The sequence below is a fragment of the Microbacterium sp. UBA3394 genome (genome assembly GCF_002358725.1).
In the GTDB taxonomy this organism is placed as follows: Bacteria; Actinomycetota; Actinomycetes; order Actinomycetales; family Microbacteriaceae; genus Microbacterium; species Microbacterium luteum.
Genome location: NZ_DEPK01000055.1, coordinates 1 through 21,620, shown reverse-complemented (window position 1 = coordinate 21,620; position 21,620 = coordinate 1). Strand labels below are relative to the sequence as shown.

The 21,620-nt window shown below is 67.9% G+C and carries 18 protein-coding genes; 12 read left to right on the top strand and 6 right to left on the bottom strand.

What is annotated here, in order from left to right; genetic code table 11:
* Window positions 1-132: 132 nt before the first annotated feature.
* The 10 genes from B4E30_RS02880 (at window position 133) to B4E30_RS02835 (ending at window position 11,279) form a co-directional block, all read left to right on the top strand.
* Window positions 133-843 carry a GntR family transcriptional regulator gene (locus B4E30_RS02880; protein ID WP_286793404.1) on the top strand — a complete coding sequence of 237 codons (711 nt, stop codon included), beginning with the start codon at window positions 133-135 and terminating at the stop codon, window positions 841-843.
* The gene (locus B4E30_RS02875) at window positions 840-1,730 is read left to right on the top strand and encodes a dihydrodipicolinate synthase family protein (protein WP_286793403.1); all 891 of its coding nucleotides are present in this window, start codon (window positions 840-842) and stop codon (window positions 1,728-1,730) included. The genes B4E30_RS02880 and B4E30_RS02875 overlap by 4 nt, the downstream gene beginning before the upstream one ends.
* An 18-nt stretch (window positions 1,731-1,748) precedes the next feature.
* Window positions 1,749-2,708: a carbohydrate ABC transporter permease gene (locus tag B4E30_RS02870; RefSeq protein ID WP_286793402.1), complete on the top strand. Its 960-nt coding sequence runs from the start codon at window positions 1,749-1,751 to the stop codon at window positions 2,706-2,708.
* On the top strand, window positions 2,701-3,591 hold the full coding sequence (locus tag B4E30_RS02865; protein ID WP_286793401.1) for a carbohydrate ABC transporter permease: 891 nt from the start codon (window positions 2,701-2,703) through the stop codon (window positions 3,589-3,591). The genes B4E30_RS02870 and B4E30_RS02865 overlap by 8 nt, the downstream gene beginning before the upstream one ends.
* Window positions 3,592-3,632: 41 nt before the next feature.
* On the top strand, window positions 3,633-4,925 hold the full coding sequence (locus tag B4E30_RS02860; protein WP_286793400.1) for an ABC transporter substrate-binding protein: 1,293 nt from the start codon (window positions 3,633-3,635) through the stop codon (window positions 4,923-4,925).
* 78 nt (window positions 4,926-5,003) lie between these two features.
* Complete coding sequence (locus B4E30_RS02855) at window positions 5,004-6,515, top strand: FAD-dependent oxidoreductase (protein ID WP_286793399.1); 1,512 nt, start codon at window positions 5,004-5,006, stop codon at window positions 6,513-6,515.
* A 641-nt stretch (window positions 6,516-7,156) separates the two neighbouring features.
* Complete coding sequence (locus tag B4E30_RS02850; protein WP_286793398.1) at window positions 7,157-8,479, top strand: HNH endonuclease signature motif containing protein; 1,323 nt, start codon at window positions 7,157-7,159, stop codon at window positions 8,477-8,479.
* A gap of 237 nt (window positions 8,480-8,716) precedes the next feature.
* Complete coding sequence (locus tag B4E30_RS02845; RefSeq protein WP_286793397.1) at window positions 8,717-10,573, top strand: hypothetical protein; 1,857 nt, start codon at window positions 8,717-8,719, stop codon at window positions 10,571-10,573.
* A 114-nt stretch (window positions 10,574-10,687) separates the two neighbouring features.
* Entirely contained in the window at window positions 10,688-10,969 is a 282-nt protein-coding gene (locus B4E30_RS02840) for a type II toxin-antitoxin system RelE/ParE family toxin (RefSeq protein WP_286793396.1), read from the top strand.
* 13 nt (window positions 10,970-10,982) lie between these two features.
* Window positions 10,983-11,279 (top strand): HigA family addiction module antitoxin, encoded by a 297-nt coding sequence (locus B4E30_RS02835; protein WP_286793395.1) that lies wholly within the window; start codon window positions 10,983-10,985, stop codon window positions 11,277-11,279.
* Between the two features lie 280 nt (window positions 11,280-11,559).
* Here B4E30_RS02835 and B4E30_RS02830 read toward each other — a convergent pair whose 3' ends face one another.
* The 5 genes from B4E30_RS02830 to B4E30_RS02810 all read right to left on the bottom strand — a co-directional run bounded on the left by B4E30_RS02830 (window position 11,560) and on the right by B4E30_RS02810 (window position 17,640).
* Complete coding sequence (locus B4E30_RS02830) at window positions 11,560-11,916, bottom strand: helix-turn-helix domain-containing protein (RefSeq protein ID WP_286793394.1); 357 nt, start codon at window positions 11,914-11,916, stop codon at window positions 11,560-11,562.
* 50 nt (window positions 11,917-11,966) lie between these two features.
* Entirely contained in the window at window positions 11,967-12,869 is a 903-nt protein-coding gene (locus B4E30_RS02825) for a S8 family serine peptidase (protein ID WP_286793393.1), read from the bottom strand.
* Between the two features lie 44 nt (window positions 12,870-12,913).
* Window positions 12,914-16,876, bottom strand: a complete 3,963-nt coding sequence (locus B4E30_RS02820) for a hypothetical protein (protein ID WP_286793392.1) — start codon at window positions 16,874-16,876, stop codon at window positions 12,914-12,916.
* Between the two features lie 114 nt (window positions 16,877-16,990).
* Window positions 16,991-17,389 (bottom strand): type II toxin-antitoxin system VapC family toxin, encoded by a 399-nt coding sequence (locus B4E30_RS02815; RefSeq protein ID WP_286793391.1) that lies wholly within the window; start codon window positions 17,387-17,389, stop codon window positions 16,991-16,993.
* Window positions 17,386-17,640, bottom strand: a complete 255-nt coding sequence (locus B4E30_RS02810; RefSeq protein ID WP_286793390.1) for a type II toxin-antitoxin system VapB family antitoxin — start codon at window positions 17,638-17,640, stop codon at window positions 17,386-17,388. Before B4E30_RS02810 ends, B4E30_RS02815 begins: the two co-directional genes overlap by 4 nt.
* 133 nt (window positions 17,641-17,773) lie before the next feature.
* Here B4E30_RS02810 and B4E30_RS02805 point away from each other — a divergent pair, with 133 nt between their 5' ends.
* Window positions 17,774-18,706 carry an aldo/keto reductase gene (locus tag B4E30_RS02805; protein ID WP_286793389.1) on the top strand — a complete coding sequence of 311 codons (933 nt, stop codon included), beginning with the start codon at window positions 17,774-17,776 and terminating at the stop codon, window positions 18,704-18,706.
* A 369-nt stretch (window positions 18,707-19,075) separates the two neighbouring features.
* Window positions 19,076-20,431, top strand: coding sequence for an HNH endonuclease signature motif containing protein (locus B4E30_RS02800; protein WP_286793388.1), 1,356 nt, complete (start codon window positions 19,076-19,078; stop codon window positions 20,429-20,431).
* Window positions 20,432-20,704: 273 nt separating this feature from the next.
* Here the strand turns inward: B4E30_RS02800 and B4E30_RS02795 are convergent, their stop codons facing one another.
* Window positions 20,705-21,469, bottom strand: coding sequence for a hypothetical protein (locus B4E30_RS02795; protein WP_286793387.1), 765 nt, complete (start codon window positions 21,467-21,469; stop codon window positions 20,705-20,707).
* Between the last annotated feature and the right edge of the window lie 151 nt (window positions 21,470-21,620).

Here is a 21,620-nt window from a genome sequence, read left to right as displayed (position 1 = left end):
AGAGTCGCGAGCCCGGCCAGGAGATGAACGCGAATGCCGGCGGGGGTCTTGACGTGTGGAGGGGGCGGTGTCATTCTGTAGACGGTTAACCGTCAGCGGATGACGGTCATCAGCACAGATGAAGGAGTCGATGTGGCTGATTTCGAAGCCCTTGCGGGAAGCGTGCTCGCACCGCGGCAGCAGATCCTCGGGGCGCAGGTGCTCGATCAGCTGCGAACCCTCATCATCACGGGGAAGCTCCCGACGGAGACGCACCTGGTCGAGGCTCAGCTCTCGAACACGTTCGGCGTCAGCCGGGGTCCGATCCGCGACGCGCTCACACAGCTCGAGGCAGAGGGTCTCGTCGAGAGCCGCAAGCGCGGCGTGTTCGTTCGCGGCCTCACCACCAAGGACATCGACGAGCTCTACTCCGTTCGTGAGGCGATCGAGGTGATGGCGCTCAGGATCGCGTCGACCGCGGCGCCGGAAGCGTGGGAGCGCGCGCTCACCCCGCTCGCCGACATGGAGCGCGCCGCACATGCGGGGGACCACCTTGCTTTCGCCCACGCCGACATGGCCTTCCACGCCAGCTTCTACGCGATCGCCGACCACCGCCGGCTCCAGAAGATCTGGGCGCAGTACGAACCCACCTTCGCCGTGCTCCTCGAACTGACGACAGCAGAAGACGTCGACCTGGGGCCGTCGTATGAGTCGCACGTGGAGATCTATCAGCAGATGATCTCGGGCGAGATCGAGACCGCGGCGACCAGCCTTCAGGAGCATCTCCTGGGGTCGCGATCGCGATTGGTCAGCGCCTACGCCCGGATGACCTTGGGCGACGACATCGAAGGAGCACAGAAATGACCCGCCCCGCAGTGCTGAGCGCCGTGTCGACGGCATTCACGGAAACCGGCGAGCTCGACCTGACGTCGACGACGCGGCTCTTCGAGCACGCCCTCGAGGGTGGTGTCGACGCGCTCTTCGTCAATGGGACGACCGGCGAGTTCCCCTCTCTCACGGCTTCGGAGCGGCAGTCGACGTTGCGCGCGGCCGTCGATGTGGCCGGCGCGGATCGCGTCGTCGCCCATGTGGGGACGGCATCGCCCTATCGAGCGCAGTCGCTCGCTCGCAACGCCTTCGATCTCGGCATCACGACGCTGTCGATTCTCACGCCGTACTACATGCCGAGCACCCTCGACGGTGTGCGGGAGCAGGTGGCCTCCGTGCTCCGCGTGGCGCCGGGGGCGCGCGTCTACCTCTACCTCTTCCCCGACCGCACCGGGGTGCGGATCTCTCCCGAAGAGGCCGCGACGGTCATCGAGGAGTTCGACCTGTACGGCGCAAAGGTCTCGATCGGCGGAACGGACTATGTCCGCGACCTGGTGTCGTCACTGACCGGCGACCGTGCCGTGCTGTCGGGCAACGACGGACTGCTGCGGGAGGTGCTCGAAGCCGGAGGCCGAGGGATCGTCTCCGGCGTCTCGTCGGCGGTTCCGGAGCCCTTCGTCTCGCTCGCGACCGCGATCGAGCGAAACGATCCCGACGCTCAGACGCGCGCCGCCGAAGACGTCGCGGCCGTGGTGCCGGTGCTCGGGCCGAGCATCGCCATGCTCAAGCACGCGCAGGCGATGCTCGGTCTGATCAAGAGCCCGTACTGCCGGATGGCGATCGACGCCCCCACCCGTGAGCAGCTCGCTCACCTCGAACACGTCATGCAACGTCGGCGCACGGGCGTGAGCACCGTCGCCTGAGACCACCAAGGAGAAAAGATGGCCATCGCAGTCCATCCCGGCACCGAGGAGCAAGGCGCTCCGCCCGCCGGCCCGCCCACACCACCGCCGCCCCCTCGTGGGAAGGGTCGAGGTGTCGGTGACAAGTCGCCGCTCGGCCTCTCGTGGGGCCTCGTGCTGCCCTCGATCATCGTCGTCGCGGTCGTGTCGATCTTCCCGATCGTCTACGCGGTCAATCTCAGCCTGCATGAGACCAGCTACATGCAGATCGGCGAGTTCATCGGCCTGCAGCACTTCATCTGGATCTTCACCAGCGCCGAAGGGCAGGCGCAGATCGCCCGCTCGCTCATCTACGTCGTCGGGTCCCTCGTCATCGCCGTTCCGCTGAGCCTCGCCCTGGCGAACCTGCTCAACCAGAACGTGCGATTCCGGAGGGTGTTCCGGGTGCTGATCCTCATGCCGTGGGTCATCTCGCAGACCGTCGCGGCGCTGCTGTGGAAGTGGCTCGTCAACCCCGACTACGGACCGCTCGGGCTCGGAGAGACGCCGTTCGGCAGGATCGACTTCCTCGCCGACCCGGTTCTCGCGATGACGCTGCTCATCGTGGTGAACGTCTGGATCAGCTATCCGCTGGCGACCATCCTGTGCCTCGCGTCGCTCCAGACGATCCCCGAGGAACTGCGAGAAGCGGCGGAGGTCGACGGCGCCGGGCCGTTCCGACGGTTCATGCAGGTCACCCTTCCGCTCATGAAGCCGACGCTGTTCGTCGTGGCCATTCAGCTCACGCTCCTGTACTTCAACATGGTCACCCTCGTGTACACGCTGACCGGCGGCGGGCCGCTCGACGGCACGAACCTGCTGTCTCTCGCCGCGTTCAAGCAGAGCTTCGAGTTCTTCAACCTGGGTCTCGGTGCCGCATACAGCGTGGTGCTGTTCGCCTTCAACGTGCTGTTCGGAGCCGCCTACATCCGTCTGCTGAGGAGTGAGCGAAATGGCTGACGTTCGAACCGCCCCCGTCGACACCATCTCGATCGTCGTGCCCAAGGGGCGCCGGCGGCGTCGCGGACGGCGCACCAACCCGCTGATCTACGTGGCGCTCGTCGCGGCATCCGTCTTCGCCATCCTGCCGATCCTCTGGGGGCTGAGCACGTCGTTCAAGTCCGAGAGTGCGACGCTGAGCGACTCCGGATGGATCCCCGCGCAGTTCACGCTGGAGAACTACCGGTTGGTGCTCTTCGAATCGAAGATCCCGCTGTATCTCGGAAACACCCTGATGGTCGCCGGTCTCACCGTCGTCACGACGATCCTGATCGGCATCTTCGGGGCCTATGCGGCGGCGCGCTTCCGCTTCAAGGGGAAGACCACGAGCCTTCTACTCATCCTGATGACGAGCATGATCCCGGGCATCGCGATCCTCGTTCCGCTGTATTTCCTCGCCGTGCAGCTCGGGCTCTACGACACCTACGCGGTGATGATCATCATCTACACGGCGTGGCAGATCCCCACGGTCGTGTGGATGCTGAAGGGCTTCTTCGAGTCGATCCCCGACTCCATCGAAGAAGCCGGACGGGTCGATGGCGCGTCGCACTTCCGCGTCATGGTCCAGCTGATCTTCCCGCTGGCGATCCCGGGGATCGCGGCGTCGGCGGTGATCTCGTTCGTCTACGTCTGGAACGACTTCCTGATCGCCGCGACGATGATCTCCACCGACGACAAGCGGCTCGTCGCGGTCGGCCTGTACAACTACCTCTCCCAGTACGGGATCGTGTGGGGCCAGCTCACGGCAGCCGTCGTGATCTCGATCATCCCCATCGTCATCGTCTTCGTGCTCATGGAGCGTCGAATCGTCGCCGGTCTGTCCGCCGGCGCGACCAAGGGCTGACACCCGTGCGGCCCATCATCAATCACCCAGAAAGGTCCACCATGAGAAGTGGCAAGATTCGCAACGCCGCGGCTGCCGTCCTCGCGACAACTCTCGCTGTGAGCGTCGTCGGCTGCGCCTCCGGATCGGGAGAGTCGTCCGCCTCCGGCGAAGAGCTGGAGATGTGGACGTTCCTCGACCCCAACAGCCCCGACGATCCGCGCGGCGCCGCGCTGAACTCCATCGTCGAGTCCTACAACGAGCAGACCGACGGGCCCACCGTCACCGTGCGATCCATCAACTACGCCAAGCTCGACGCCGAAGTCATCAAGGCGACGGCGAGCGGTCAGGGCCCCGACATCCTCAACGTCTACTCCAACCAGCTGCCGATGCATGTCGCGGCCCAGACGGTGCAGCCGATGACGGAGTATGCCGAGCCCGTCCTGAGCGAGATGGGCGACGACTTCCTGTTCCCCGTCGACGGGGTCACCTTCGACGGTGAGATCATGGCGATGCCGTGGGAGATCCGCGCCTGGCTGCTCTGGTACCGCGAAGACATGCTGGAGGAAGCGGGCGTGGAGGTCCCCCAGACCCTCGATGAGCTCGGCGATGCGGCCGCAGCGCTGTCGGAGACCGGGGTCACCGGGCTCGGGGTCGGGTTCTCCAACGCCGGGCTCGGCGCCGACTTCATGGAGAAGTTCATCCCCTTCACGTGGGGCAACGGCGGAGACATCCTGGTCGATGGCGAAGCCGTGTTCGACGACGAGGCGGGTGTCGAGACGATGAACACGTTCATCGAATGGCACGATCAGGGCGCGTTCGGCGACGAAGTGCTGAGCATGGGTGCCGATGAGGTCATCAACGGCGTCAAGGCCGGCACGATCGCGATGGCGATCGAAGGATCCTTCCGCGTCGCGGCGGCACGAGCCGGCGACGGCGTGGGCGACAACCTGCAGACGGCCCCGATGCCCTCGAGCGATGCCGCTCAGCCGCTGCAGACGCCGATCGCCGGGCAGACGCTCACCATCGGCGCGAACGCGACCGACACCGACGCCGCCTGGGACTTCATCGAGTACTACACCTCCGCGCAGTCGCAGGAGGAGTTCGCCGCGGCCGGTGTGCTGCCGGTGCTGTCGACCGTGTACGAGTCCGAGGCGGTCACGTCGCTGCCCAACGCCGACGAGCTGAACTCGTGGCTGGACTACATCCGCGACTACGGCCGGCCGAACCCCGTCTCCGAGAACTTCTCGGAGCTGTCCGACAGCCTCGTCACCGGCGCCCAGCAGGTCGTCTTCCAGGGGCAGGACCCGGCCGCGACGCTCGAACGCGTCGCCGAGGAGTACAACGCGCAGTAGGCGCCATCCCTCCCGCCCGGGGCGGCGCGACTGCCGCCCCGGGCACATCCGAAGCACAATGCGAAACAAGGAGATGCAGTGAGCAACAACACCACCGACTACGACGTCATCGTCTGCGGCGGCGGGCCGTCGGGCAACATGGCCGCGATTTCAGCCGGCCGCGCGGGCGCCAAGACGCTGGTGATCGAGAAGTACGGGTTCATCGGGGGCATGGCGACCTCGGGGTGGCTCGGCCCCATCTCCCCGATGCACTTCGGTGATGAGCGTGTCATCGACGGTATCCCTGCCGAGTTCGTCGACCGCATGCGTCTCGCGGGCGGATCGACCGGCCATCTCCGGTGCACGAACCCGCACGGCAGTGGGGCATACCTCGGGTTCTACGACCGGGAGCACTACAAGTGGACGGCGATCCAGATGCTGCAGGAAGCCGGCGTCGACATCCTCTTCCACTCGTTCGTCTCCGACGTGCAGCTCGAGGGTGACACCATCACCGGCGTCGAGGTCACCAACAAGTCCGGCAAGCGCGTCTACACCAGCAAGGTGGTGGTGGATGCGACCGGCGACGGCGATGTGGCCGCGCTCGCCGGTGCCGAGCACACCGTCGGCAACGACGAGGGTGTCTCGCAGCCGGGAACGCTCATGTTCGACATGGCCAACGTCGACACCGAGAAGCTCAAGGCCTACATGGACTCCCACCTCGACAACTTCGAGTGGGCATCCGAGATGGTCGCCGTGCAGCCGTTCTCCGACCGGCTGCAGCAGAAGCACTTCGTCGGCCAGGGCTTCCTCGACGTCGTCGGAGACGCGCTGCGCACCGGCGACCTCTACCTCGGGCGTGACTCCATCCTCTTCCTCACGACCACCCACCCGGGTCTCGTGCACTTCAACTCGACCCGCGTCGCCGGCGTCGACGGACGCAGCGCCGAGTCGCTGACGGCCGGCGAGATCGACGCCCGCAAGCAGGTGATGAGCGTGTCGGAGTTCATCATCAAGAACATCCCCGGCTTCGAAGACGCGTACCTCGCCGGCACCGGAACGCAGATCGGCATCCGCGAGTCGCGCCACATCCTCGGCGAGTACGTCATCACCGGCGAGGATGTGCTGTACGGCCGCAAGTTCGACGATGTCATCGCGCGCGGCTACTTTCCGATCGACATCCACAACCTCAAGGGCAAGGAAGGGTACGCCGGGGGCGGGGTGTGGACAGACCCGGAGGACTCGTACGACATCCCGATGCGCACCCTCATTCCGCGCCGCATCAACGGTCTGGTGATGGCCGGTCGCGCGATCTCCGCCACCCACGAGGCGCACGGATCGCTGCGCACCCAGGGTGGTGCCATGGGCATCGGCCACGCCGCCGGTGCGCTGGCGAGCCAGTCCGCGCTGCGCGGCGAGCAGCCTCGCGAGGTGCCGTACGCCGCCGTCGAGAAGGTGCTGCTGGGCCAGAACGCGTCGCTGCGCCGCGACCCGGAGAAGGTCGAGCGCGAGAAGGAAGCCGCCGCGGCGGCCAACGAAGCCGCGCTCGCGGATGGCCTGATCACCGGGCTCTACTTCCCGGGTGCCCTGGCCGGAACCGCACCCCGCCTGTGAGCGACACGGGATCATCCGTCGCCGAGCCAATCGCCGACACGTGACGGATGATCCCGGCGCGCACACGTGCACTTACACCCTGTCCGGTGTCAGGACCGATGGTAGCCCCGCCGGGCGGCGGGCGTTTCGTCGCGCTGTCGCTCGCTCGACGACCGGGCGGGGAGCGGTCGGCTCAGGTCGTTGAGCGAGGAGCGAAGTGACGAGACGAAACGTGGACGGCCCCCTCTGGTCGTTGAGCGAGGAGCGAAGCCCCCGGGTGGGGCGCAGCCCCTCGGGTCGTTGAGCGAGGAGCGAAGCGACGAGACGAAACGTGGGCGGATCGCTTCAGTGGCGCCTCGTCGCACCTTCGTTTCGCTCAACGACAGGCGGGCGGCGGGGTCCATCGTCCACCGCGGTGCGGATCGCGAGCGCTGCGCCACGAGCCCACTCGCCGTCATCGAACGGCTGCACGTCAAGGTCGCCCCGAGGCCGGTTCTCTTGTCCACAGATTGAGAGCATGTCCCACTAACTGTCGTATGTATGTTCTAACCTCGAAGTAGTCAGAAATCGACGCGGGGGCTGCGATGACGAACGAGGATCGGCGGGAGACGGACGCCGCTCGTACGCGTGAACTCGTCGCTGAAGCACGTCGGCTCCGTGGGGTGATCGCGGCCGCGGAGGCGGAGTTGGCGCGGACCCATGCGGATGCGTTCGCGTTGGCGCAGGAGCAGACGTCGCGGTTGCGTGATGCGTCGACGCGGGAGCGGGAGATGCCGCTACGGTCGATGGCCGCGGAGTTGGCCGTGGATGCGCGGGTGAGTGACCGGACGTTGCAGACGCAGTTGTTCGAGGCGCATCGCACGGTGACGCAGTTCGGGGCGTCGTGGGAGGCGTGGCGTGAGGGTCGGGTTTCTCGTGCGCATGTGCGGGTGATCGTCGACGCCGGCGCCGACCTTTCCGACGATGAAGTGCGTGGGGCGTATGAGGCCGAGGTGCTCGCCTACGCGGAGAAGACCTCTGCTGGACGGGTCCGGGCGTTCGCGGAGCAGGTGGTGGAGAAACACAACCCGAAGACCATGCAGGAGCGCCACGATGAGGCGGTGCTGGACCGGCTGGTGTGGGTCGAGGATCTCCGCGACGGGATGTCGATGCTCGGGGTGATCGGACCGTCAGTCGAAGTGCACGGAGTGCATGACAGGTTGACGCGGCAGGGGAAGGCTATCAAAACCGTTGACCGTGCCGCCCGCCGGGAAGCGGCGGAGCGAGACGCTGCCGAACGCGATGCCGGGGAGCCGACTGCGGCCGACGATGGCGACGCGGCCGAGTCCTCTGTCTGGTTTGACGAGCGGACGTTGGATCAGATCCGCACCGACCTGCTCCTGGACATGATGCTCACCTCCTCACCCTCGGTCGACCCGACCAGCGGTGCCGTGGAGGGCGGGCTCGGGGCGATCCGCGCTCACGTCCAGGTGACGGTGCCGGCGACGACGCTCGCGGGGACCACGACCGGTGGTGCTGAGCTGGATGGGAAGTGCGCGGTGGATCCGGAGACGGCGAAGATCCTCGCCGGGAATGTTCCGAGTTTCGATCGGGTGTTCCTCGATCCGATTACTGGCGCGGTGCTCGCCGTTGACCGGCGGTTCGTGACGGCGGAGCAGAAGCGCTACCTGGTCGCCAGGGATATCCGCTGCCGGTTCCCCGGATGCCGACGCCCCGCGCGGGATTGCGACTGGGATCACCGGGAGGACTGGGCGCTCGGGGGCAAGACGGATGTCGACAATGTCGGGGCGTTCTGCAGACGGCACCACGCGATGAAACAAGCCGCTGGGTGGACGGTCGTGCAGGAACCGGGTGGGAGGTTGCGGTTCACCGCGCCGTCGGGGTTGGAATACACCGACGATCCACCACCGCGAGTGGTGTTCATGCCTGACCCACCACCAGAACGGGGCACCGAGCCGACCGATCAGGTCAGCGCACCGTTCTGAATCGGGACGTTTCGTCTCGCTCCTCTCGCTCAAGGATCGGGGGAGGCGCTCCAGTGGGACGTCCCACAGCATCGCTGCTTCACGACGCCGGTCAGGCTGAGGACGGCGCCGGTGACCCGGGCGGTGAGAGGCGTGAGCGTCCACGCCCCGTGAGCCACGCCGAGGGTGGGCCCACGGGCCCGACATCCACTGACGGTTGCCATCGTCCGTCGGTCGAGGGCGCGATACCGTCGATGCGTGAGTAGCCGTCGACCGAAGAACCGTCGTCCGCAGAAGCCGCGCAGCCCGCGCCCCCCAGCGGCCGCGGGGGCATCGTTCGGGTTGGGTCGCCCTCCGGAGCCGCCCGAGCCTGAGGTCGACGGTGAGCTGCTCACGCTCGAGACCGAGATCGCCGAAGCGTTGGCCTCGCCGGATCCTATCGACCTGATCACCTACGCGAGCACGCTGCTCGCGGGCATCCAGTCCGCAGCCGAGCCTGCGATGCTCGGAGACCGCGACGACGACGTCGACCTGCCGAGCGTGGACGAGCTGATCGCGATGTTCCGAGAAGCTGCGCGCATGCCGACCGACGCGCTCCTGCTCGTGCTCACGCGACTCTCCGGCGACGAGATGAGGCAGCGCCGCATCGCGCGCGAGGTCGCCGGGCGCCGGCATCCGTTCCCCGCCTGGCTGGCGCGATTGGACGAGATCCGTCCGGTTCGCGCCGTGCAGATGGGACACCTGCTGGGTGACGGCGAGAACATCGCACTCGGTGTGGATCTGCCGGCGGGGGAGATGACCGTGCTCGTCTACGTCGACCACAACATGGGCACGGTGGTCAAAGACGCGTTCGTCATCGACCGGCCGATCGCCGAGGTCGTGGGCCAGCTCGACAGCCTGAGCGCGGAGTCCGCGGGCGAGACCTTCACGCGCGAGCTGACGCTCGCCGACGCGCGGGCGAAGATCGACGAGGCGGTGCAGTTCGGGCGCATCACGTACCCGCCCTTCGAAACCGAGACGTGGCCAGCGGTGCGTCCTCTCGTCGAATGGCTGCTCAGTCTCATGCCCGCCGGCGGCGAGGGATACGAGGCCGATGAGGTCGACAGCGACCAGATCGAGGCGCTCACCGGTCGAGTCATGGCGTCCCCGCACGCGCGTGGTCTGCGCCGAGGAAGAGACTCCGACGATGCCGACATCGTCGAGACGCTGCTGTGGCTGGCGGCTCAGCAGCTGGGCGGTGACCCGCTGCGATGGTCGCCCGTGACGGTCGAGATCGTCCTCCTCGACCTGATACCGCGCAAGATCGTCGCCGATGCTGCCTACCTGCGGCGGGTACCGGCCGTGATGCGGCACGTCGTCGCGTTCGCGCACGCCGAGCGCGGCATCCCGAAGCACCTGACCGCAGACACGATGGCGGCCGTCGAGGAGTTCGAGTCGCAGTACCTCGAGGAGATCTCCACGCCGCGCCGGCAGGGGCCCGAGGCGCTCCTGGAGCGGATGGGGGTGCTGCCGCCTCTCGACGGCGACACGGCGGGCGATGAGGAGTCGCCGTCGCTCGCCGACGCGGACTACTCGTTCTTCCTCGAACTCATGGAGAACGTCGTCGGGGGGCGCGCAGCCATGACCTCGCTGGACGACACACCGCTGCCCGATGAGCCGCTCGATCTCTCCGACGTTCCCGGTGACGTGCACGACCGAGTGCGCGGCGTGGGCGCACGTGTGGACGAGGCTGTGGCGGCCCTCTTCTCGGAGCACGCGGTCTCTCCCGAGTTGCGCACGGCCGCGCGCCGGATCCTCGCGCGGATCGCGGCGGCCGATTCGGCGATCTTCCGCCGCAAGGCCAGCGACACGGGCGCGGCAGCAGCGGTGCTGTGGATCGCGGGATCGGTGAACGACGTCTTCAGTGCCTCCCGAAGCGGGGTGACCGTGGGAGCGATGATGGCCGCGTTCGGCCTGAAGGGGTCACCGTCGCAGCGGGCACAGCCGATGCTCCGCGCCCTCGGCGTACCGGTGCCGCAGGAATGGGACCGGACGCTCGGCGACCGGGGGCTGCTCGTCTCGGCGGAGCGTCGCGAGCTGCGCGAGCGATGGGAGTCACTGCGAGAGATGGGCTGACGACGCGACACACCACCTCGTGGTGGGCGCGGGACGAACCGGCGCGGGTGTCGGGTCACGGCGGTTCACTTGCTCATGCTTGTCGATACTATCGTTGGGCGTTAGTATAGCGTGGTGATCCAGTCTTTCGCGGATGAGTCGACGCGCAAGATCTGGGCGCGCGAGCATGTCCGGAAAATCGGGCCCGAAATCCAGCGCGCTGCGCAGAAGAAGCTTCGCCTGCTCAACGCGGCCGAGACGATCAACGACCTGCGAATCCCGCCGGGCAACCGGCTCGAGAAGCTGGCCGGCGACCGCGATGGACAGCACTCGATCCGGATCAACGACCAGTACCGAATCTGTTTCGTCTGGACACCCGCCGGCCCGACCGACGTCCAGATCGTCGACTACCACTGAGGGGGAACGACCAATGAAGAAAGAACACGGCCCGATCACCCCGGGCGAGATTCTCCAGACCGAGTTCCTGGAGCCGCTGGAGATCACCGCATACCGCCTCGCTCAGGCGACCGGCCTCCCGCAGACGCGGCTCAGCGAGATCATCCGCGGCAAGCGTCGCATCACCACTGATACCGCTCTACGGTTGTCCCGCGCGTTCGGCCTTTCGGAGCGCTTCTGGCTCAACATTCAGAACGACTACGACATCGAAATCGAACACGACGAACACGACGCTGACCTCGCCCGAGTCGAGCGGCTCGTCCCCGCCTGACTCTCGGATTCACCCGTCTCTCCCACGGAGGACCCCTGCTGCGCGCAGTCGGTTCAGACCGCCGCTGGGCTCCTGACCCACCGGGCGCAGGGCGCCTATCGGCGGTGCGGGGTGCAGGGACGCCTGCGTCACGCGCGGGATTCCGACGCGGGCCCGGCGGGGCGGTCGCGCCGTTCTGAGGCGGGACGTTTCGTCTCGCTCCGCTCGCTCAACGACCGGTTGGTCCGCGCGTCGCCGACGAGGTGCCCGATCACCTCGTCGTACAGCTCGACGGCGAGTCTCATTCGTCTTCGAGGGGCAGCTCGGCGGACAGTTCGACACCGGTCGCCCGGAGGAGGTCGAACACCTTGCGCATGTAGATCGTCGGCCTGCCCGACTCGATCTCGCTGACGGATCGTTGCGAGAGCCCGAGCTGCTCAGCAAGAGCGGTCTGCGACAGGCCGCGCGCGAGGCGCGCCTGCTGAATGACCAAGCCGATGTCGCTCGGGGAGTGGATACGCGTACGTGCCGTCGCCATGGCGCCGTCCTTGTTCGGATGTTGGTGGTTGCAGCTCTGACTAATGCGGATTTGCGGATAGCCGAGGGCTATTACATTTTCCGGATATCGCGTGGGTATGTCGATATCCGGATAGAGCATGCGACGCACCGCCGTGCGGCGACTGTCGTTTCGTCTCGCCTGCGGCTCGCTCAACGACCGGGATCGAGACCGGGATCGGGTGGGGTGGGCGAGGGGCAGCCGAGGGCGGCGGCGAGATCGAGGGTGCCGCCGGTGGCGACGCGCCCTTCGAGGGAATCGCGGGGTGACGTCGACGCCAGGAGGGCGGTCGTGGGATCGTCCGCGCCGCTCGAGACAAGCGCGGCCACCGCGCCAGCGGTCAGGGCCGCAGCGGGGGACGAGCCGCCGATCTGCGCAGGAGAACCGTCGATCGGGGTGACCGGGATCGCGACGCCGGGAGCGGCAGCATCGACCGTCTCGGCGCCCCAGTTGGTGCCGGCGCCGAGGTCGCCGTGTTCGTCGACGGCGGCCACGACGATCGACCCGGGCACATCGAACGCGGCGGGGTACCGGGGGAACCTGTCGAGATCGAGCTGCTGATTGCCGGCCGCGATGACGAGTGTGGCGCCGCCCTCGGCAGCCGCGTGCAGTGCGTTGCGCAGCGCCGGTTCGTCGCCGCCGGTCTCCAGGCTCAACGAGATGACATCCGCGCCCGCGGCTGTCGCCGCGTCGACCGCGTCTGCGACCCATTCCGTGCGCGCGCCACCCGTGCGATCCGCCGCCTTCAGCGCGAGGATCTCGGCGTCGGGCGCGACCGTGTGCACGAGCTCGGCCATGTTCGTGCCGTGCCCGTCATCGGCCTCGAGCGCCTCACTCGGCACGAACGACGCGCTCGCCGTCGACACCGCATCATCGGGAACGATTCCCGGTGCCAGACCGGAATCGACCACCGCGACCGTCACCCCGGCTCCCGTTGCCGCGAGTCCGTGCGCCCGCAGGGACCCGAGCGGCCAGTCCGCCGCGGCGGGGTCGACGTTTCCGCAGACGGGTGATGCCTCGTCCGCTGCGCATCCGGTTAGGACCGTGACTGTCATCAACGCCGAAACGAGGGACCACGTCACCGCGGTGCGGACGGGAGTCATCCGGTACCGCTGGCGACGAGGGTGTCGTCGGCGATGTCGATCACCGTCGCACCGGCACCGGCCGGCACGGCGATCGTGACCACGAGCAGGCCCGCGTCGGTGATGTCGACCGCGAGGTCGGTGCCACCCTCGGGGATTCCTGTCGTGGGGGCGGGTGCCAGGGACGGTTTCGACGTGGTCTCGACGGTGAGCGGTTCGGCGAGGAGCGGGTAGGGGAACGCGTCCGCGTCGGGCGAGGTCGCGAGGTACTCCGGCGCGAACCACGTCAAGCCGAGGTCGTAGATCGGGTCGGACGTATCGGGCGCGTCGGGCCCGAACGCGTCGGTGGTGATGCCGACGGTGTTCCACCCCGCCGAGGCGGTGAGCGCCGGCGCGGCATTGACGTTGTCGACATCGGGCGTCGCCGTGCCGCTCCACGACGTGTAGGGGAGAGTGCCGACGTTGTTCAGATTCCACGTGTACTGCGTCACGCACTCCTGCGTCTCGGACTGCGCCGCGCTGAATTGGATGCCGCCGGCCGTGATCGCCGCGCCGGTCACGGGCTGGATCGCCCCCGTCGCCGTCGTGCCGAAGCCGGCGAATGCGTCGCAGGTGGCGACGATGTCCGGAGACGCCAGGTCTGCCAGCGACCCGGCCGGCGGGAGCGGAGAGGTCGTCGTCGCCGACTCGTAGGAGGCCGGATCGGTCTGGGGCGGGCAGTCCGCGCTGCAGATCCCCGTCGTCGGGGCGGAGGTGTTCTGCAGGGCGTAGAAGAAGTTGCCGGTGTCGATCGAGAACGACGCGTAGATCACCGCGGGCATCGAGTCATCCGGTTGCCAGATCTGCAGCTGGTAGGTCGTCGGATCGAAGCCCTTGTAGTGCGATGCGGACGACGACGGGTTCTGGCAGGAGTCGCCGTAGATCTCGCCGGTGTGCGCCGGATAGCCGAACTGCGCCGGGAAGCCGCCATCCGATGCGTCGAAGGCGCCGACGTCGGTCACGGTGAAGACGCCGAGCATGTCGCCGTCGATCGGGTTCGCGATGCCGAAGCATCCGCCGCCGTACAGCACGCCGTCGGCGAGGGCGAGACCGGCGACCTGCGCGGAGTCGTCGCCGGGTCCCTTCAGGAAGCCCACGCGACCGCTGTCGGTGTCGAGCTGCCACAACGACCCGTCGGAGCCGCCGAGGTAGAGGGCGTTGCCGACCACGACCATCGCCTGCGTCGCGAATTCGGCGTCGAACGACGTGTCGGCGATCGCGAACATCAGATCCATCGTCGGCGCGCAGTCCGTCAGGGCGCATCGCACAACCGAGCCGTTGCTGAATCCCAGGTAGAGATCCTGCTGGTCCGTTGCAGACGAGACGATGTCGGCATCGGCGAGTCCGCTGTCGACGTCACTCCACGCGCCTCCCTCCCACACGAGGGTGCGCAGGGTTTCGAGGGTGCCGGGAGGTGTGTCGTTCACGAGCCACAGGTTGTCGTCGGCATCGATCGCCGAGAAGGCGCCGTCACCGGTGTCGACCATCTCGGTGATGGGACTCTGCGCGGGGACCGCGTACGCGAACGTGCTCGATGGTGGAGAGGACGCATCCGTCGTCGCATCGATCGCGTTCAGGCCGTCCTCATCATCCGATACCCAGACGGAGTTGCCGAAGAGGCCCATCGCGCGGACGGTGCCCGCTGTCGTGAGCACCTCGAGCAGTGCGCCGGTCGGCGTTCGGCGGAAGACCGTGTTCCCGATGCCGACGTAGGCGTTGCCGGCCTGATCGAGGGTCATCGCCGTGATCGCCTCGCCCGGGTTCCACTCCTGCAGCACCGCATAGGCGGCGCCCTCGGTGCCCGCGAGGTCCGCCGTCGTCGAGGGCACCTGCGATGCCGCCGAGATCGGCGCCGCGACGACCGGGCAGAGCTCGTTCTCGAATCCGCACAGGTCCGTGCCGGGAACGGACACCTGCGGGCTCGCCACGCTCTCTGGCGTGGGCAGACAGTCCTGCGGAACCGTCTGCGGGCACGGGCTGTTGATTGACCACTGCAGGTCGATCACGTTGTTCGTGGGGCAGTCCTTATCGCCGCACGCGTCGCGCGGAACCTGCGAGAGGTAGGGATGCGTCGCGAACGGCACGCCGTCGCGCTCGCCCGTGATGAATCCGGTCGACTGCGACAGCTGCACGCTGCCGTTGACCGGGCTGCCGTCGTTGGTGGCCGAGTGGTAGACGGAGAAGAATCCGTCGGTCTGATCCGCCCAGCTCACGCTACTCTGCGCGCCGCTCGGTTCGACGGCGGTGATGTTGACGACGTTGGCGAAGTCGGCGCACGAGTCGGTGCGGGCCTCGTGGATGTATCGGGACAGTTCGGTGATCGCCTCGATCGGAACGGCCAGGGCGAGCGTGGCCGCCGAGCTGACCGCTTCGAGTCCCTCGGACAGCATGTAGGCGTACTGCACACCCGACTTGATGCCGGGCGTCGTGAGATCCAGTGCGGAGGCGGTGATCTGCACCGTGGCGTCGGCGGTGTCTTCGGCCAGGTTCTCGGCCTCGCTCGGATTGAGGGAGTCGGATGCGACGACCGTCTGCGTCACCTGCGCGCCGGCGGGGACCGTGCCGGGCGCGAGGCCGTACTGGATGTCCCATCCGTTCATCAGGGAGAACCCCTGTGGATTCGAGCCGTTGCCCTGGGCGATGCACTGCACCGACTGGCCGGCGAGCGAGATGGGCGCGGCGAAGGCGTCGGTCTGCTCGACCAGCTCGGTGTCGACGCTGACGATGCGAGAGGACTTATCGACGTCGATCAGCTGATTCGAGAAGTCTTCGCCCACATACTCTTCGCCCTCGGTGTACAGAGCCGACACCAGGGATCCATCGACCGTGCCGTCGTAGAGGACGGCTCCCACGCCATCGGTGACGGAGACGACGCCGTCGTCCTGATCGATCCGGACCTCCGCCGCCTCCAGATCGGCCGTGCTCACGCTCGTGACGTCGGTGTCGTACACGCCGTCGTCGGTGGTGTTGCTCACAGTGACGGTGGAGGAGTGGTCGACGCTCGTGCGCACCTCGAGATCGGCGCCGGTCCACGCGCGACCCTGCTGCCAGTCCCACTCGCCGTCGACGAGCGTGAAGTCGCGCATGTGCTGCACATCGATGTCGACGTGCCGCAGCGCATCCCGCACCTGGTCGGCGTCATCCGAGGCGAAGCCTTTCTCGTCGAGGAACGAGACGACATCCGCCGGCAGGTCTACCGCGTAGTCGCGCTCGACGCGCGGGGCGTCCAACTGCGACTCGATGAGGATCTGCGAGAACAGCGGTGTGGGGGTGCGCAGCGGCCCGCCGCCGGCGCCGAGCTTCTCGTGCACCATCACGTGCAGGATGCCGACGTCTGCGCGCACCTGCGCGAGAGACGCCGTGTTGGACACGTCGAACCCGATGCCGAAGGTCACCGTGGCGGTGCCGTCGTCGTTGCGGGTCACCTCGGGCGCGCGGACCAGCTCGGGCATCGGCATACCGAGGTTGCCATCGGCATCGAAGATGTCACGCGCGGACCCCGCGGGCAGCGTGGTGGGGGGAGGTGCGGTCGTGGGGGTGGGTGTGGGCTTCGGTGCCGGCGTGGGGTCGTTGGGGGACTCGGGCTGCGTGGGGGTCGACGGGCGGACGAGGTCTTCCGCGGCCGGGGGATTCTGCAGGTTCCAGGTGCGCGGCGCATCCGGTGTGGTGTCCTCGCGTGACACGCCCTCGTCGGGGTCGGGCTCCAGTGTGGGTGCGGGCGTGGGCGCGGGTGTGGGCGCGGGGCTCGTCGAGGAGGACGGGGATGGGGACGGCGGGGGAGGGGGCGAGGTGGTCGGGGAAGCTGCGGGCGACGGTGGTGCTTGCTGCGTTTCGTCAGAGGTGGGAGCGATGATCGCGAGGACGATCATTGCGACCACGATGGCGATGGCCACGCCGCCGGCGATCGATCCCAGCCACGCGATCATCGCTCGATTGGCCATGCGTCTTCCTCATCCCGGAGGCCCCCGGCGCAGCGGCCCTACGTGATCTTCCTACAGGGAGTCCCGGCGTTGACGCAACGACGCCGGGGAGGGCCGTGAGGCTGCGGCAACGAGTCAGAGGGCCGATGCGATATCGGTCTGCCCGAAGTCGTCGCCCTTGAACAGCAGCGGGGCGCCCAGGTTCCGGGCGAGCGCGTATGAGTAGCAGTCGCCCAGGTTCAGCGCGGCCGGGTGACGTCCTTTGCCGAAGCGGCGCCATGCCGACGACGCAAGTGACGCCTGCGACGCGTCGAGCGGAACGACGCTGACACGCGCCTCTCGAAGCACAGTCGCGAGGTCTTGCGCGGCAGCAGTGCCCTGGCGTCCTTCAGCGACGATCGTCGCCTCAACGAGTGTGGCAGCGCTGATGCACGCGTCGCCGCTGTTCGCGGCGAGTGCCCGGGCGAAGGGCAGGGCGTCGTGTTCGCCGAGCACGATCGCCATGAGCGCCGAGGTGTCGACCGCGATGGTCACGAAGGCAGTCCGTCGTCGTCGTAGCCCAGGATCTCATCCGTCGTTCGGTCGTCGAGGGTCTCGCGTTCCCGTGCTCGCGCGATGACGCCCTCGAGCTCGGCAAGTACCTCGGGGGCGGCGTCGCGCGCCTGCACCCGTGCGAGACGCTCGGCGAACGCCGCGCGCGCGGCAACGGTGATGCTCTCGCCGGTCGCGGCGGCCAGCGCCCTGGCGAGGCGGTCTGCCTCGGGGTCTTTGATATTGAGCACCATACCTTCATGGTACCGAGAGAGGAAGAAAGGCGGATAGAGAGGAAGAAATACATCCGAACGCGCGTAGAGTGAGGCGGTTCGAACGGCATCCGGCGTCTCACCGCCGAAACCTGCCACGACGAGAGAGAGAACGATGAAGACTTTCGCCCTGCCCGCCACCGGCCTCGTCGTGCCGAACGTCGTGCTCGGACTGATGCGCATCCAGGACAAGAGCGATGACGAGGTGCGCACCCTTGTCAACACGGCGCGCGACGCGGGAGTCACCTTTCTCGACCACGCGGATGTGTACGGCAGCCCGAAGCACGGGTGCGAGCGGCGGTTCGCCGAGGCGATGCAGCTGTCCTCATCTGAGCGCGAGCAGTTCATCATCCAGTCCAAGGCCGGCATCGTCGGTGACGGGCCGTACTTCGATTTCTCGTACGAGCACCTGATCGAGTCTGTGAACGGTTCGCTCGAAGCGCTCGGTACGGACTACCTCGACATCCTGCTGCTGCATCGGCCCGACGCCCTCGTCGAGCCGGAGGAGGTCGCCCGAGCCTTCGACGAGCTGTCCGCGGCGGGCAAGGTGCGGGCGTTCGGTGTCTCGAACCACACGCCGCGCCAGATCGACCTGCTGCGCCGGTACGTCACCCAGCCGATCGTGGCCAACCAGCTGCAGCTGTCGATCACGCACGCGCCGATCATCGCGCAGGGCGTCGCTGCCAACATGCAGGGCCTGGACCAGTCGGTCTCGCGCGATGAGGGCATCCTCGACTACTGCCGTCTGAACGACATCACCATTCAGGCGTGGTCGCCGTTCCAGGCGGGATTCTTCGACGGGCCGTTCCTCGGCTCCGACCGCTACCCGGAGCTCAACGCCGTGGTCGATCGGCTGGCGGCCGCCTACGACGTTCCCGCGGAAGCGATCGCGGTCGCGTGGATCACCCGGCACCCGGCGCAGATGCAGGTGGTGCTCGGCACGACGACCCCTGCCCGCGTCGAGGCGGCCGCCCAGGGGTCGGACCTGCCCCTCACCCGCGCGGAGTGGTACGAGCTGTTCCGCGCCGCCGGGTACCGCGTGCCCTGATCCAGGGACTCCGGCCTTCGGGCTGGAGTGTCGGTATCGCAGGACAGCTCGGCTCGTGCTGCGCCACTTGGGCTATCACGTTCCGCGAAACTTTAGGAGCCATGCCGGATAGAGGGCGCATTGACGGTGCGTTACGGGGCCCGTTCGAGGTGGAGAAAGGGCTGGTTCGGCACGAATGGGCTGACTCGAGATGAAGTTGTCGATTTCTCGTGTAGTCGGCGCTTTTTCGGGGGTGGATGTCGGTGGCCCTCCGTAGTCTCGAGGTAGATCGAAGCAACGGATCGGGGCGAGATGGGCGACGTGGAGCAGCGGGAGGCGGATGCTTTTCGCACGCGTGAACTTGTCGCTGAAGCGCGTCGGCTTCGTGGGGTGATTGCGGCCGCGGAGGCGGAGTTGGCGCGGACCCATGCGGATGCGTTCGCGTTGGCGCAGGAGCAGACGTCGCGGTTGCGTGATGCGTCGACGCGGGAGCGGGAGATGCCGTTGCGGTCGATGGCCGCGGAGTTGGCCGTGGATGCGCGGGTGAGTGACCGGACGTTGCAGTCGCAGTTGTTTGAGGCGCATCGCACGGTGACGCAGTTCGGGGCGTCGTGGGAGGCGTGGCGTGAGGGGCGGTTGTCTCGTGCGCACGTGCGGGTGATCGTCGATGCCGGGGCGGACTTGTCCGACGATTCGGTGCGTGGGGCGTACGAGGCCGAGGTGTTGGCGTACGCGGAGACGACCTCGGCGGGGCGGGTGCGGCCGTTTGCGGAGCAGGTCGCGGAGAAGCACAATCCGAAGTCGATGCAGGAACGCCATGACGAGGCGGTGCTGGACCGGCACGTGTGGGTCGAGGATCTCCGCGACGGGATGTCGATGCTCGGAGTGATCGGCCCGTCGGTTGAGGTGCACGGGGTGCATGACCGGCTCACCCGGCAGGGGAAGGCGATCAAGGCCGTTGACCGGGCCGCGCGGCGGGAAGCGGCCGAGCGCGCCGCGGCCGGGGCGACGCCGACGGACGCTGGTGCGAGTTTCGGATTGGACGAGCCGGGCGAGTCGTGCGGGACCAATGGTGGTGACAAGACCGAGTCCGCCGTCTGGTTCGATGAGCGGACGCTGGATCAGATCCGCACCGACCTGCTGCTGGACATGTTGCTCACTTCCTCACCCGCGGTCGATCCGACCGGCGGTGCTGTCGAGGGTGGGTTGGGTGCGATTCGGGCTCACGTGCAGGTCACGGTGCCGGCGACGACCCTCGCGGGAACCACCACCGGCGGCGCGGAGCTCGATGGGAAGTGCGCGGTGGACCCGGAGACGGCGAAGATCCTCGCCGGGAACGTCCCGAGCTTCGACAGGGTGTTCCTCGACCCGATCACCGGGGCGGTGCTCGCCGTGGACCGGCGGTTCGTGACGGCGGAGCAGAAGCGGTATCTGGTGGCGCGGGACATCCGGTGCCGGTTCCCCGGATGCCGGCGCCCTGCGCGGGATTGCGACATGGATCACCGGGAGGACTGGGCTCTCGGTGGGAAGACGGATGTCGACAATGTCGGCGCGTTCTGCAGACGACATCACGCGATGAAACAAGCAGCAGGGTGGACGGTCGTGCAAGAACCCGGCGGGAGGTTGCGGTTCACCGCGCCCTCCGGGCTGGAGTACACCGACGATCCACCACCGCGGGTCGTGTTCCTGCCCAATCCACCACCACCGGGCGCCGAGCCGGCCGATGAGGTCGTCGCGCCGTTCTGAGCCAGGACGTTTCGTCTCGCTCCGCTCGCTCAACGACCGGGTGGGGGCGAGGAGGTGTATGCGGCGCGGCGGCGCGTTTCGTCGCGCTTTGCTCGCTCAACGACCGGGTGGGGTGGGCAGGTGCGTGGCGGGCGTTTCGTCTCGCTTCGCTCGCTCAACGACCGGGTGGGGGCGAAGGTTCGCACAACGACCGCGGGAGGCTGGGTGGGGCGTGACGCCGCGTAACGCGCAAGAGGCCCGGCGGTCGCCGGGCCTCTTGGATTCGCGGGTGCGTCAGCGGGCGGACACCAGACGGGCGCCGGCGACCAGCAGCGGGGCGTAGCAAAGCAGCGCCAGCACCACGCCGACCGGGCCGAGACCGACAGCGGGCACGATCCAGGGCAGGAAGCCGAGCGGCGCGATCCACCACGAGATCGCCTTAGCGCGGGCCAGTGCGAGCGAGATCAGGCCGATCCCGAGCAGGCCGCCGACCATGCCCGTGTACTGCCAGATGGCGACCGACCATTCCTTGGCGGCAGCATCCATCATCACGGCATCGTCGATCGAGAGCACGTTGCCGGCGCTCACGAGGAACCAGTCCGACAGCAGCAGACCAGACATCTGCACCGCGCCGAACGCGAGCACCACGGCAGCGATCGGCAGGAAGACGCGGCCACGACGCCCGCGCAGCAGACCGAGCGTCGCGATCGCGCCGAAGACGAGCGCGACCCAGCCGTAGTGCAGGAAGTTCGCCGACACGAGGCTCAGCGCGGGATCGGCGGCAAGGGACTGGATGTATCCGGCCTCACCGGGAGCGGTCTGCTCCGGCGAGGTGAGCATCCCCCCGGTGAACAGCAGGGGAGCGGCGATCAGCGCGGCGCCACCGAGCCGCTGCAGCCGATTCGGGCGGATGGCGCCGAGCTCGGCCTTCAGCTGAGCCGTGCGTGCGGCCCGCGACGGACGCGGGGTGCGTGACGGCCGAGCGGCGGAGCCCGTGGTGGCCGACGGGTCGGTGGTACCCGGTGTGGAGGTGGACGGGGTGGAGACGAAGAGGTCCATGATTGCCTTTCGGGCGGTTTCTGGTTGGTGATGCCAGAATCCCGGCCGGGTGCCCCGGGCTGACAGGGAGCGGCGTCCCGCCCGCGCCCGGCGATGTCCCGATTCGGGCGCGGGACATCGCGGGACTACTGAAGCGCCCCGGGTGTGATGG

What these genes read in the sequence shown, in the direction of transcription:
- B4E30_RS02810 (WP_286793390.1), bottom strand. Translation starts at nt 17,640, where the DNA reads ATGGTGCTCAATATCAAAGACCCCGAGGCAGACCGCCTCGCCAGGGCG.
- B4E30_RS02825 (WP_286793393.1), bottom strand. Translation starts at nt 12,869, where the DNA reads ATGACAGTCACGGTCCTAACCGGATGCGCAGCGGACGAGGCATCACCC.
- B4E30_RS02860 (WP_286793400.1), top strand. Translation starts at nt 3,633, where the DNA reads ATGAGAAGTGGCAAGATTCGCAACGCCGCGGCTGCCGTCCTCGCGACA.
- B4E30_RS02870 (WP_286793402.1), top strand. Translation starts at nt 1,749, where the DNA reads ATGGCCATCGCAGTCCATCCCGGCACCGAGGAGCAAGGCGCTCCGCCC.
- B4E30_RS02795 (WP_286793387.1), bottom strand. Translation starts at nt 21,469, where the DNA reads ATGGACCTCTTCGTCTCCACCCCGTCCACCTCCACACCGGGTACCACC.
- B4E30_RS02830 (WP_286793394.1), bottom strand. Translation starts at nt 11,916, where the DNA reads ATGCTCTATCCGGATATCGACATACCCACGCGATATCCGGAAAATGTA.
- B4E30_RS02805 (WP_286793389.1), top strand. Translation starts at nt 17,774, where the DNA reads ATGAAGACTTTCGCCCTGCCCGCCACCGGCCTCGTCGTGCCGAACGTC.
- B4E30_RS02835 (WP_286793395.1), top strand. Translation starts at nt 10,983, where the DNA reads ATGAAGAAAGAACACGGCCCGATCACCCCGGGCGAGATTCTCCAGACC.
- B4E30_RS02875 (WP_286793403.1), top strand. Translation starts at nt 840, where the DNA reads ATGACCCGCCCCGCAGTGCTGAGCGCCGTGTCGACGGCATTCACGGAA.
- B4E30_RS02865 (WP_286793401.1), top strand. Translation starts at nt 2,701, where the DNA reads ATGGCTGACGTTCGAACCGCCCCCGTCGACACCATCTCGATCGTCGTG.
- B4E30_RS02820 (WP_286793392.1), bottom strand. Translation starts at nt 16,876, where the DNA reads ATGGCCAATCGAGCGATGATCGCGTGGCTGGGATCGATCGCCGGCGGC.